Source organism: Mucilaginibacter metallidurans, from assembly GCF_003286435.2.
Classification (GTDB): Bacteria; Bacteroidota; Bacteroidia; order Sphingobacteriales; family Sphingobacteriaceae; genus Mucilaginibacter; species Mucilaginibacter gossypii.
On the sequence record NZ_CP043449.1, the window covers coordinates 7042285 to 7055604 of the forward strand.

The window sequence follows — 13320 nt, forward strand, 5'->3', positions numbered from 1 at the left end:
CTAATAAAATTTCTGATAGTAGTCAAAATAACTATCCAATATACTTTGGGTTGCTAATTTATCCAGATTTTCTTTGGTAATGATAAAAATGCTGTATTTATCCTTTGGAACCTTCATAATATCGGGTAGCAGAGGTACTATGGTACGTGCATAATCTTTAGCATCGGCAAGGCTGTAAAAACGGCCAACATATATCAGCTGGTTATTTTGGCCAACGCTTTTAACGTGGTGGATTACTTCGCTGCGGGTGTATCGTGTACGGTTAAACTGCCCTACTCCAAAACGTGTAGAAGCCAGATTAGTTGTACCACTGGATACATTTATCACAAAGTAATAGTTGCTGCTATCGCGCTTGCTGAATATGTAGTTTACCGCAGGTGTATTGTTAAGGGCGGCCGGTTGAACAGTAGCCACAGTATCTTTTTGTTTTGGTGCCGGCTGCGTGGCTATATCCCTTGAAGTATCCGGCATTTGATGCTGCGGTAAAGGGATCTGGCCTACGGCAAGTTGTTTTGGTTGTTGAATTGCAGCCTGCTGAATTTGTGGTGCCGATGTTTTAGCCCCGGCTATTATATGCGTGTCCCGTTCGGGCAGGCGCTCCTGGGGAGTTACATTTTGTGCCGATGGGGTATATGGCGGACGGTATTCTGTTTGTTTTTGATATGCTACCGGTGGGGTAAAAGGGATCTCGTTAGGATCATCATTAAATAATACCACCGGACGCGCAGCTATTTCGGCCTTATTTGAATCGATATAGGCCAGGTGTTGGTTGACCAGTGGGACGATGAGCTTATCCTGCGGATATGTTGCAGCGATTAACTGCAGATCGGCCTGAAATGGGGGCAACTTTTCCATATGCCCGGCAGCAATAGCTTTTAGATAGTATAACTGCGCTGCATACCGGTTGTCAGGATATTTGTTAAGCAAATCATTTGCTTTCTCAATCACTTTTGCGTATTGCTTTTGAGCATACTGATCGTACACTTCGTTATAAAAGCCGTTAAATACAGCATCTACATCTGCCAGCTTGCGTGCATAATCCGGATCGAGAATTACTTTAGCAAATACACTTTCCGGATACTCTTTAAGCAGCCTGTTCTTGTAATCGTTTGATTTTGTCGCATCGATATCGGCATAAAGTCTGTAAAGGTTATAATAGATAGAAGGTTTATCGCTGCTTTGAGGAAAGCGGCTAAGCAAAGTTTCGTAAGTGGCAATGGCTTCCTTTTTATCTTCCAATACATCACGATAAAAATTGGCCATTTCAAAATAAGCGTTGTAGATCTTGAAATTGGATTGCTGCAAAAGGGCAGGGGTGAGAGGCAGGTTTTTGACCAAGTCCTGCCTGAAAGTACCGGCCGATACATTTGTGCTATTGTACGCTACGCTACCAACCGGAGCATCCGGATCATTAACCTGTGAGCCAATGCCGGTATTGGCTGTAGGAATACCAGTATTTGAACGACGGCTCCTACGCCAGTTGTCTTCAAGTTTGCGGTTGCCCCATAAACGCTTAAAGTCGTTATAGCCCTGGCTTATGGCGCTGTTATTGTAAAAGTAAAACGTACTGCCGCTGTTTTTATTTGAGGAAGATGAATTACTGTTCCTGTCGAGCGTATTTGACATAGTGCCGTTATTGACATTGGCAGCGGCACCGGTGGCTTCCAAAGCCGCTTGTTGCTGCTGGCGTGTTTTGCGGGCTACCATTTCATCTATATGGGCATCACGGGCTTTTTCATCCAAAGCGGCAAGCATTTGCAGGGTATCTTCGCGCGAGATGGTTTCAAGAAGCCGGGTAAGAATCTGCAGGTTATCGGCCTTTTTGCGGATGAGCTGATAACCGGGATAATTTGTCGACAGGTTATTGAGCGTACTGTCATAATAAAGCCTGGCGTTTGTGTAATCGGCCTTGTTTTTAAAGTTGATATCGGCAATGCGCAGGTATGACAGCCCTTTTTGGTTTTGATTTTTGGTGCTAACCCGTACCGATTGCTTGTAACTTTTCAGCGCGTTGTCGATTTCGCCGGCTTTGAACTGTTGTTCACCAATCTGGTAATAGATCTGGTCGTAAAAATCGGCATTGTCTTCATTCTTAAGCAGGGCACGTAATAGGCCGATCTTACTGGCCTTAACACCGTTTTGATTGTCGCGGATGCGGATCCGGTTAAGGTTGGCATTAAATGCCATTTCAAAACTGGCGTTGCTTTTAACTATGCGGGTATAGCTTTCATAGGCATCGGCCGGCTTGAGGTTGAGTTCCTGTAATTGGCCCAGGATAAATATCCAGCGGAGTTTGAGATTGCTGATATAACTGTATTTAATGGCCAGTTTAGCCATCTCTTCGGCTTCGGCATAGTTTTGGGTTAAGATATCATATTGCAGCTTGGTGGCGTAAACATCGGCAGTAACATTTTTTTTAGGGTTGATATCCTGTATGGCCGAATCAATTACCAGTTTAGCTAAAGGTAACTGGTTAAGGTACATAAGCCCGCGGGCTTTCCATACCAAAGCCTCCTGTTTTAAATTAGCTTGCTTGCCGAACGAACGGGTTACATAATTACAATACTCAACAGCATCGAAATAATTAGCTTCTAAATATCTTGCTTTGCCCAACACCAAATAGGCATCGCCCAAATAGTGGCTCTGTTCTTTTATACTGATGATCTTGTTGGCTTTTACAATGGCTTCTTCCAGGTCCTTGTCAGGTGTACCTGTTTGTACAGTAGTATCGGGGTACACATTTAATAGCTCGCTATAGGCATCGGGAAAGGATGCTGCGTAGCTTTCCTGCTTGAGCCTTAAAATTTCATTGGCATTAAATAGTATGTTGTAATGGGCAGTCAGGTTTTGCATGGTGCGGTTAAAGCCGCTTTGTTTTTCAAGCGAGCAACCGGCCGCTACCAGTATAACTGCAAACAGAAAAAAAAAGTGGGTGTTTGATTTATAGGATGATGATAATCGCCTCAATGCTATATGGTAGTTAAAAAAGCATTGCTAAAATACTAAAGATTATGCAATAGGTTTAATAAATTTGCGCATGCCCGAAGATGAACAAAATAACGAAGATGAGGTAGGTAAGCCTTTAAGCGCTTATGCTAAATACAGCAGCATCGGTTTTCAGATGGTTGTTATCATTGGCATTTTTACATTTGCCGGTTATAAAATTGATGAAGCCGGCAAACATGATGTAAAATGGGCTACTGCCATACTTGCCCTTATCGGGGTATTCATTGCTTTGTTTATCGTCATCAGATCTGTTAAAAATTGAAACTTCACACTGTTATTTTATCGTTCCTGCTGTTTGCAGTTATCATAGCTGTGCCGCCATTTCTGTTAAGCAAATCAACACATGCCGCCTGGCTCGATCCTCATTTCTGGATGACATATGCTTTTGTAACCGGGCTCACATTTATCACCATTGTTTCCATATTGATGGTAACCAAAATTAACAAGGAAATATATGCTCAAACCTTCCTTGGGGCAACCATGATCAAGCTTTTGACCTGCATGTTTTTTTGCCTGTTTTTTTTAGTTAAAATCAAAGTAAATGGGGTGATATTTGTTGCTAATTTTTTTTACGTATATTTCTTTAACCTCGCCTTTGAAATTTACGGTTTGTTACGTACCTTGCGCAACCAAAAATTAAAGTAAAAATCTCTCTGCTAATGGATTTTAGCCATATTTTGAACTCAAAAAAAATTACCTTAAGCATCATTTTAGGCGTTTTTTCGCTGTTTGTAACGTTAAATGCTAACGCTGTACAAGAAAAAAATGAGTCATCAACAACTGTTGAAAGTAAAGAAAAGGAAAAATTTGACCCTAATGAAGCCATTCTTGAACACATTGCCGATTCGCACTATTTTCACATAGGTGGTAAGGTTGCTATCGGTTTGCCTGTTATACTTTATACAGACGGCGGACTGGAAGTATTTTCGGCTTCTGAATTTGAGCATGGTGAGAAAGCCCACCAGGGTAAATACCACAATTATGCTTTAATTAAAGACAAAATTAAAGTTGTTGGCGCCGATGGTACAACCGTTGATGAAACCGCAAAGATTTTTGATTTGTCAATTACCCGCAACGTGTTTTCAATGTGGATGTCGGTAATATTGCTGATCATCATATTTGTTAGCGTAGCCGGCTCATATAAAAAGCGCGTAGGTAAAGCGCCTAAAGGTTTGCAATCATTATTGGAGCCGCTTATCCTGTTTATTCGTGACGAAGTAGCGCTGCCGAACATCGGTTACAAATACGCGCGCTTTATGCCGCTGCTGTTAACCATGTTTTTCTTTATCCTGATCAATAACCTGATTGGTATGGTGCCGTTTTTCCCCGGAGGTTCAAATCTTACAGGTAATATCGCAGTAACCATGGTGCTTGCTGTTATTACCCTTATCGTGGTTAACTTTAATGGTAACAAATATTACTGGAAACACATTTTTGCTCCTGACGTTCCGTTTTGGCTATATCCCATTATGTGGGTGGTTGAGCTTGCCGGTATCATTTCAAAGCCTTTTGCGTTAATGGTGCGTTTGTTCGCAAACATCATGGCGGGCCACGTTATCGTATTGGCATTGATTTCATTAATCTTTATATTCCAGACACTTTGGGTATCGCCGGTATCAATAGCCTTCGCTTTATTTATCGATGTGCTTGAGTTGCTGGTAGCTTTCTTACAGGCTTTTATTTTTACAATGCTTACCGCGTTGTTTATTGGCAGTGCTGTTGAGGAGCATCATCATTAATAATTTGTAATTAATAATAACACTATATTCATTTAAATTTAAAAACAATGGTTGGAAGTATTGCTGCATTAGGTGCAGGTTTAGCAGTTATCGGTGCTGGTATTGGTATCGGTCAAATCGGTGGTAAAGCGATGGAAGGTATTTCTCGTCAGCCGGAAGCTGCTTCAAAAATTCAGACTGCCATGATCATCGCTGCTGCACTTGTTGAAGGTGTTGCTCTTTTCGGTGTGATCGTTGCACTGTTGGGTAACAAATAATTTTACCCGAAAAAAATAAGAACCGGGTAGTGTAACGGTTGGTTACACACCGGTTTTTACTTGAATGAATAATGTTAATTGGAACTATAGTCACACAATAATATAAAAGATGGATTTAGTAATGCCTGATTGGGGTTTGGTTGTATGGACATCCGTAACCTTTTTATTCTTACTTATTTTACTAAGGGCATTTGCCTGGAAGCCGATCATGGCCGCTATTGGCGAGCGTGAACGTTCAATTGAAGATGCTTTATTAAAAGCAGAAGCCGCTAAAGAAGAAATGAGCCGTTTAACTAACGAAAATGAATCGTTAATTAAACAAGCCCGTGCAGAGCGCGACCTGATCCTGTCTGAAGCACGTAAAGCTAAAGATCAAATCGTAACTGATGCTAAAGAGGCTGCACACAAAGAAGGTGCACGTATGATTGAGCTTGCCCGTGTTGAAATTAACAACCAAAAAGCAATTGCTTTAGCTGATGTTAAAAACCAGGTAGCTACTTTATCTTTGGAGATTGCCGAGAAGATCCTTCGTAAGCAATTTGAAGATCAGCAGCAACAAGACGAATTGGTTAGCCAATTATTGAAAGAAGTGAAGTTATAAGATTTCGGATTTGGGGCGTAGGATTTCGGATTTAATCCGGTACTCGCTGACCTATTCAAAACCGAAATGAAAATTGAAAATTCCGAAATCGAAAATTCGAAATCCGAAATAAAAAAACATGTCAGAAATCACGGTAGCAACCAGGTACGCCAAATCGATCATTGATCTTGCACAGGAACAAGGAATTGTTGCAGAGGTCAAAGCCGATATGGACCTTTTCTTAAAAACCCTGAAGGGCAGCCCCGAACTGGTAGCAGTATTGGCTAATCCTATTATATCTCATTCAAAAAAGATCAAGATCCTTGACGAGATATTTTTAAATAAGGTTAGCAAAACTACTATCGCTTTCTTTAAGCTGATGGTTAACAAAGGCCGCGGCGAAGTATTATATTTTACCGCCGGCGAGTACATTAACCTGTACAATGTTAAAAACCATATCACCAAAGCTAAGGTAACATCAGCTACTGCGCTTTCTGAAGCTAATAAGAAGACATTGGTTGCCGAATTGCAACAATCAGTTGGCGGTACAGTAGTGCTGGAAACTAAAGTTGACCCGGCTTTGATAGGCGGTTTTGTGTTAACTATAGGTGACAGGCAGGTTGATACCAGTATTGCCGCAAGCCTGAGGAAAATGAAAAAGGAATTTGCTGTAAAGGCGTAATTAGTAAGTATTAAAAGTAAAACTCTAAATAAATTTTAAACAATGGTAGAGGTAAGACCAGACGAAGTATCAGCAATTTTGCGTCAGCAGTTGGCCGGCTTCAAGTCAGAATCTGAATTAGAAGAAGTGGGTACTGTACTCCAAGTGGGTGACGGTATCGCACGCGTTTATGGATTAACTAAAGTACAGTCGGGTGAGTTGGTTGAGTTTGGCACAGGATTGCAAGGCATCGTACTTAACCTTGAAGAAGATAACGTGGGTGTGGTATTGTTAGGTAAATCTGACGATATTAAAGAAGGTGATACCGTTAAACGTACCAATAGGATTGCATCAATCAACGTAGGCGAAGGCATGCTTGGCCGTGTTGTTGATACCTTGGGTGCCCCTATTGATGGTAAAGGCCCAATCACCGGTCAAACTTACGAGATGCCGCTTGAGCGTAAAGCTCCTGGTGTAATCTACCGTCAGCCGGTAACCGAGCCATTACAAACCGGTATCAAAGCTATCGACGCGATGATCCCTATCGGTCGTGGCCAGCGTGAGTTGGTTATCGGTGACCGTCAAACAGGTAAAACTGCGGTTTGTATCGATACCATCATCAACCAAAAAGAATTTTATGATGCAGGTAAACCTGTAATCTGTATATATGTAGCTTGCGGACAAAAAGCATCAACTGTTGCTAACATCGTTCGTACGCTTGAAGAGAACGGCGCTATGCCATACTCAATCGTAGTTGCTGCTAACGCTTCAGACTCTGCTACCATGCAGTTCTTTGCTCCGTTTGCAGGTGCAGCTATCGGCGAGTACTTCCGTGATACAGGCCGTCCGGCTTTAATCATCTATGATGACTTGTCAAAACAAGCTGTTGCTTACCGTGAGGTGTCATTGTTGTTACGTCGTCCACCGGGCCGTGAGGCTTATCCGGGTGACGTATTTTATCTGCACAGCCGTTTATTAGAGCGTGCCGCTAAGATCAACTCAAACGATTCTATCGCTCAGCAAATGAACGACCTTCCTGAGTCAATCAAAGGCATCGTTAAAGGTGGTGGTTCATTAACAGCTCTTCCAATCATTGAAACGCAAGCTGGTGACGTATCTGCATACATCCCAACCAACGTAATCTCTATCACCGACGGTCAGATCTTCCTTGAATCTAACTTGTTCAACGCAGGTGTTCGTCCGGCTATCAACGTAGGTATCTCTGTATCACGTGTAGGTGGTAACGCGCAGATCAAATCAATGAAGAAAGTTGCCGGTACTTTGAAACTTGACCAGGCCCAGTTCCGTGAGCTTGAGGCATTCTCAAAATTCGGTTCTGACCTTGACGCTTCAACCAAAAACGTGTTAGATAAAGGTATCCGTAACGTAGAGATCCTGAAACAAGGTCAATACTCACCGGTAACTGTAGAGAAACAGGTTGCTATCATTTACTTAGGTACTAAAAACTTAATGCGTAACGTACCGGTAAATAAAGTGAGGGAATTCGAAACCGAATTTACCGATCAGTTGGAAGTTCGTCACCCTGAAGTTTTAGCTGCCCTTAAAGCAGGTAAATTTGACGACCAGCTTACCGGCGTATTGGAAACAGTAGCTAAAGAACTGTCAGCAAGGTATTAATTTTTAGATTTGAGATGTTAGATGTGAGATATGAGACTGGTCTCTTCCACATCTGACATCTTTATATAAATTAGATAAACAGATTGAAAGTGCAGATGTGAGGCTATCTCAAATCTCATATCTCAAATCTCACATCTCAATAAAGAATGGCTAATTTAAAAGAAGTAAGAAACAGGATCAAATCTGTATCATCAACCCAGCAGATCACCAAAGCTATGAAAATGGTTTCGGCTGCTAAGTTGAAACGTGCTACCAACGCTATTGTTCAGCTGCGCCCTTACGCAAGTAAGTTGAAGGATCTGCTGGCTAACTTATCTGCAAGTTTGGAGGATAACACTTCTCCTTACCTTCAGGAGCGTGAGCCGGTACGTGTATTGGTAGTTGTGGTATCATCAAACCGTGGTTTGGCCGGTGCTTTCAATACTAACGTTATTAAAACTGCCAATAACCTTATAGCCGAAAAATATCCTAAGCAACTTGCCGCCGGTAATGTATCTATCGTTGCTATCGGTAAAAAAGCACAGGAGTTTTATCAAAGGCGTAAGTACAACGTAATTGGTAACAACAACGATCTGTACTCGGCCCTTAACTTCGAGAATGCTTCAAAAATTACCGAAGCTATCATGCAGGGCTTTGTTAACGGCGACTACGACCGTGTGGAACTGGTGTATAACCACTTCCGTAATGCTGCGGTACAATACCTGATCACTGAGCAGTTATTGCCTGTGCCAAAAGCCGAAAAGAAAGAGGAAGTAAAAGCAACTAATGTTGATTACATCCTTGAGCCATCACAACAGGAAATTGTTGAGCAATTGATCCCTAAAAATATCAAGATTCAACTTTACCGCGCGGTGTTGGATTCAAACGCTTCTGAACACGGCGCCCGTATGACAGCGATGGATAAAGCAACCGAGAACGCAGGTGAGCTTTTGAAATCATTAAAACTTTCATACAACCAGGCCCGTCAGGCAGCCATTACTACCGAACTTACCGAGATCGTGAGTGGCGCGGCAGCCCTTTCAGGCGGTAACTAAGTTTAAGAGTACTTTTATATAGAAAAGGCTTTCCGGAAGGAAGGCCTTTTTTGTTGAACCTTGATTTTTGGGATTGGAGGATTGTCTTGATAGCCCGTTACCCAAACGCTGATTAAAGTTACGCTATCGCTAAACTCAACCAGCACTTGTAAAAAAGCAAATCCCCAAATCAGTTTAATCCAAAAAATCCTGGTTCAGACAAAATCAGCGAAATCACCATAATCATAACAAAAATCAACGGTCAGGGTTACCTCTTGCTACTTACCGGTATCAATGCATACCAAAGAAAATTAAACAGTTATGAAAACAAAGTTATTCCTGGCGTTGCTGGCGGGCGTGTTGCTGCTGGGCGCTTGTAAGGGCTCAAATTATGAAGCCATCCGCGATGACAAAGCTTCTTCATCGAGCGCGGATACGGTGGCTAAGATGACCGACACATCAAAGGTGGATATCCCGACAACCAAACTGGTAAAAACTGCCGACATGCGTTTTAAAGTAAAAAGTGTTCAGCAAACAGGCGATGCCATAGCGGCGCTTACCGCCCGCGACGGTGGCATGGTAGTGCATCATCAAATGCAGGCTTATGTAGAGCGATCAGAAGATATCCGTGTGAGTAATGATTCGGTTAAACGAGTATCGGCGCTAAGAACTGATGCCGATATGACGGTTAAACTTCCTTCAGAGAAGCTTGAAAGCTTTATGACGGAAGTGGCACACATGGGTATGTATGTTACGCTGCGCAAAATGGATATTGAAGACCGTACGCTTGACTATCTTTTCGAAAAACTGAAATTGAAAAACCGTCAGGATTTAGTAGAGCAGCAAAAGAAAGGCAAAATTGTAATCAAAAATCCCGTAAATGTGATGTTATTGAAGGACGATATGGTTGATCAGCAAATTGGCAATATGCGCACAGATGAAGCGGTAAAATACAGCATTGTTACACTTAGCTTTTACCAAAGCAATTTTATAAATCAGGAAATGATAGCCAACGACGATCCTTCTGCCTATCAGTTGCCATTTTTTAACAGGCTGATGATAGCTTTGAGCAATGGCTGGCACTTGTTTGTTGAATTGCTGTTAGGCCTGGCAAACATTTGGGTATTTATAGTGCTGTCGGCAGTTTTATGGGTGCTGTACCGCTATTACAAGCGTAAACACCCTGCATGGTTTGCCAGCGGCATAAAATCATAAAAACTTTATAGCTTTTTCGGTAAACATTTCTATTTTTGCGCAAACATTAAAAATCGGTACCATGGAATCAATGGAAAATGCTAACGCAGAAGGTCATTACAAATTATTAACTGTAGCTATTGTTATCGGTATAGTAGGCGTGTTCCTGCGTTTTGCCGGCGATGCCAACACAGGCTTCATGTTTACTTCTATATCAAATATTATTTTGATCATTGGTATCCTGATCGCTTTGAAATGCGTTTTCGCAATTATGAAGTAATAAACCTGTAACAGGGAAATGATATAAAAAAGCGCTTTCAAATGAAAGCGCTTTTTTTGTGCCTTTTATTTGGGGTGATATCCCGATTCGTTCAGGAGCTTTTGGGCATCTTTATCGGCCATCAGCTGGGGTAGCGTTACATCAGGGTGCTTATCCATATATTTCCTTACTATCTGCCAGCCCGTCCACACAGCAAGTTTCGGTGCCGATTCATTCTTTTCGCCAAGGCCGGGAGTAAAAGGTGCTTCGGTAAGATATTTCTGGATTTTTTGATAATCAGTTTCGTACAGCAGGTTTTGTTCTAAAAAGTATCCCCAGATCTTACTTTCAAATTCATGGCACCATTTCAATTGTTCGGTACTATAACGGATCTTGGTGCTATCGGCCACATCCGGCAGTATCTTGTCCATAAAGTACATGATCTTGCCGTTATAGATCATTTTATTTAGGAGCGCTTTATCATTATCATCTTCCGGGAACATATCTTCTCGCGCTATGCCTTCAACCACGCGCGGCGTAATATTATCTGGGGTAAACCACCTGGAAAGATAATGCGGAAAAGCATTGGTGAGCGAAGGATAAAAACGCGAATCCGCACCCAGAAACAAATCTATCCCGACGCCGAAATAGCCATCGCCAATGGTAGTTTGGGCCTGGAAACCGGAAATATAAGCATATACCCGCGGAAGCGGTTTTTGGGGGTAATAGTATTTAATGTATTTAAAAGCTTCGGTAAGGCTGGCGTTATGCCGGTCCATATTAGGGAAGGCGGCATCGGCGTCGTGCTTGAGGTCGTTATAGGCTTTGCCCGCAAACACCTGGCGGAGGGCTTTAAAATAGGCGGTATCTTTAGTACTGCCAACCTGTAAAATACGTTCAATAAAATCAGGGTAAAAACTGCCGTATTGTTTTTGCAGGTAGGAAGCTTGCAAGGCCATCGGTTTATTGTGCATGGCATCAAAATCATGGTCGAACCGTTCAATTTTGACATTAACGTTGATATTGCTTACATCAATTTTTTTGTTGCGGGTACAGCTGCTTAATATCAGGCCGATGGAAAAAATTAAGTAAATTTGCTTTGCTATATACCGGGTAGGGTTCATCTTTATCCTTTAAGGCAAAAGTAAATTTATTTGCATTAATGTTGCTACTATTGTTAAGTCAATAGTCGGTAGTCCTAAATCGAAAGTCTCATTTTTTTGACTTTATACTAAAGACTTGCGACTGAAGACTAAAATATACATATACTATGAAAATCGCGTTAGCCCAGCTCAACTATCACGTAGGTAATTTTGAATCGAACACCAATAAAATCATTGATCATATTATTAAGGCGAAAAATAACGGGGCCGACCTGGTTGTATTTGCCGAACTATGTGTTTGCGGTTATCCTTCGCGCGATTTTTTAGAGTTTGATGAATTTATAGGCTTGTGCGATGAAGCTGCTAAAAAGATAGCTGAAGTATGTGTTGATATAGCCTGCATCATAGGCTTGCCAACACCCAACCATAAAACAGAGGGTAAAGATCTGAGCAATTCTGCTTATTTTATTGAGAATGGCGAGGTGAAAGCAGTGGTAAACAAAGCCTTGCTGCCTAATTACGATGTATTTGATGAATACCGTTACTTTGAGCCTTCAACCGAGTTTAATTGTATTGAGTTTAAAGGCAAGCGAATAGCGCTTACTATTTGCGAGGATCTGTGGAATACCATCGAAAACCCGCTGTATGTTACCCGACCGATGGATACCCTCATTCATCAAAACCCGCATGTGATGATCAACATCGCTGCATCGCCTTTTGCCTATAACCATGATGAAGAACGTATTGAGATATTGAGTGATAACGCCAGCCGTTATAAGTTGCCTCTGTTATATGTTAACCATGTGGGAGCGCAAACTGAACTGATATTTGACGGTGGTTCATTGGTGTTTGATAATACAGGTAAGCTAATTGATGAGATGCCTTATTTTGATGAAAGCATGGCTTACTATACATTGAATGAGGATAACACGCTAAGCTTTGATCATCCAACAACGATAAAAACCGAACGTCCGGGAGATATTGAGCAAATTTACCAGGCAGTAATCCTCGGCATCCGCGATTATTTTTATAAATCGGGCTTTAAGCAGGCAATTTTAGGCTTATCAGGCGGGATAGATTCAGCTGTGGTATGTGCTTTGGCTGCAGAGGCGCTGGGGCCGCAAAATGTGATGGCTGTATTACTGCCTTCACGCTTTTCAACAGATCATTCATTAAAAGATGCTCAGGATTTGGTTGATAACCTTGGTTGCAAACACGAAATAGTGCCCATTAAAAGCATTACAGAGGCCTTTGAAACAGCATTAAACCCACAGTTTGATGGTTTGCCTTTTAATATCGCGGAGGAAAATATCCAATCGCGCAGCAGGGCTGTTTTATTAATGGCGATGTGCAATAAGTTCGGGTATATTTTGCTGAACACCAGTAACAAAAGCGAAGCCGCTGTAGGTTATGGTACTTTATATGGAGATATGTGCGGCGGTATTTCTGTTATTGGCGACGTTTACAAAACCCAGGTTTTTGAGCTTGCGCGATACATTAATCGCGATAAGGAGATCATACCTATTAATTCCATCGTTAAACCGCCATCGGCCGAGTTAAGGCCCGATCAAAAAGATACCGATTCGCTGCCCGAATATGATGTGCTCGACAAGATCCTGGCGGAATATATCGAAAACCGTTGTTCATCGGCTGAGATTATCAGGATGGGGTATGATGAGGCGACTGTTCGTCGGGTGATTAAGCTTACCAATTTGGCCGAGCATAAGCGTTACCAAACTCCGCCTATTTTAAGGGTATCGCCAAAAGCATTTGGCATGGGGCGCAGAATGCCAATTGTGGGCAAATACCTGTCGTAACGGCTAATTTTTTCACTCTTTAATTGTCAAGTTTACGAATATTGTAAAGCATT

Annotated in this window: 13 protein-coding genes; 11 read left to right on the plus strand and 2 right to left on the minus strand. The window is 41.9% G+C overall.

What is annotated here, in order from left to right:
• Positions 1–2967, minus strand: a complete 2967-nt coding sequence (gene porW, locus DIU38_RS30395) for a type IX secretion system periplasmic lipoprotein PorW/SprE (protein WP_112653235.1) — start codon at positions 2965–2967, stop codon at positions 1–3.
• Between the two features lie 70 nt (positions 2968–3037).
• On the opposite strand from porW, the gene DIU38_RS30400 reads away from it, so the two are divergent.
• The 10 genes from DIU38_RS30400 (at position 3038) to DIU38_RS30445 (ending at position 10368) form a co-directional block, all read left to right on the plus strand.
• Positions 3038–3268, plus strand: coding sequence for an AtpZ/AtpI family protein (locus DIU38_RS30400; protein ID WP_112653234.1), 231 nt, complete (start codon positions 3038–3040; stop codon positions 3266–3268).
• Positions 3265–3651, plus strand: a complete 387-nt coding sequence (locus tag DIU38_RS30405) for a hypothetical protein (protein ID WP_112653233.1) — start codon at positions 3265–3267, stop codon at positions 3649–3651. Before DIU38_RS30400 ends, DIU38_RS30405 begins: the two co-directional genes overlap by 4 nt.
• A 14-nt stretch (positions 3652–3665) precedes the next feature.
• Positions 3666–4745 carry a F0F1 ATP synthase subunit A gene (atpB, locus tag DIU38_RS30410; RefSeq protein WP_090530337.1) on the plus strand — a complete coding sequence of 360 codons (1080 nt, stop codon included), beginning with the start codon at positions 3666–3668 and terminating at the stop codon, positions 4743–4745.
• 47 nt (positions 4746–4792) lie between these two features.
• A complete protein-coding gene (gene atpE, locus DIU38_RS30415) occupies positions 4793–5002 on the plus strand; it encodes an ATP synthase F0 subunit C (RefSeq protein ID WP_110585792.1) in 210 nt (69 codons plus the stop codon).
• A 109-nt stretch (positions 5003–5111) separates the two neighbouring features.
• Positions 5112–5603 (plus strand): F0F1 ATP synthase subunit B, encoded by a 492-nt coding sequence (gene atpF, locus DIU38_RS30420; protein WP_112653232.1) that lies wholly within the window; start codon positions 5112–5114, stop codon positions 5601–5603.
• A 118-nt stretch (positions 5604–5721) separates the two neighbouring features.
• Positions 5722–6264 (plus strand): ATP synthase F1 subunit delta, encoded by a 543-nt coding sequence (gene atpH, locus DIU38_RS30425; protein ID WP_090530328.1) that lies wholly within the window; start codon positions 5722–5724, stop codon positions 6262–6264.
• Between the two features lie 42 nt (positions 6265–6306).
• The gene (gene atpA / locus DIU38_RS30430; RefSeq protein ID WP_112653231.1) at positions 6307–7881 is read left to right on the plus strand and encodes a F0F1 ATP synthase subunit alpha; all 1575 of its coding nucleotides are present in this window, start codon (positions 6307–6309) and stop codon (positions 7879–7881) included.
• A 146-nt stretch (positions 7882–8027) separates the two neighbouring features.
• Positions 8028–8915: an ATP synthase F1 subunit gamma gene (atpG, locus tag DIU38_RS30435; RefSeq protein ID WP_112653230.1), complete on the plus strand. Its 888-nt coding sequence runs from the start codon at positions 8028–8030 to the stop codon at positions 8913–8915.
• A gap of 300 nt (positions 8916–9215) precedes the next feature.
• Positions 9216–10109, plus strand: coding sequence for a DUF4349 domain-containing protein (locus tag DIU38_RS30440; protein ID WP_112653229.1), 894 nt, complete (start codon positions 9216–9218; stop codon positions 10107–10109).
• Between the two features lie 61 nt (positions 10110–10170).
• Entirely contained in the window at positions 10171–10368 is a 198-nt protein-coding gene (locus DIU38_RS30445) for a hypothetical protein (RefSeq protein ID WP_090530314.1), read from the plus strand.
• 65 nt (positions 10369–10433) lie between these two features.
• On the opposite strand, the gene gldB is transcribed toward DIU38_RS30445, so the two are convergent.
• Entirely contained in the window at positions 10434–11471 is a 1038-nt protein-coding gene (gene gldB / locus DIU38_RS30450) for a gliding motility lipoprotein GldB (protein WP_112653228.1), read from the minus strand.
• 146 nt (positions 11472–11617) lie between these two features.
• Here gldB and DIU38_RS30455 point away from each other — a divergent pair, with 146 nt between their 5' ends.
• Positions 11618–13267: an NAD+ synthase gene (locus DIU38_RS30455; RefSeq protein ID WP_112653227.1), complete on the plus strand. Its 1650-nt coding sequence runs from the start codon at positions 11618–11620 to the stop codon at positions 13265–13267.
• Positions 13268–13320: the final 53 nt, after the last annotated feature.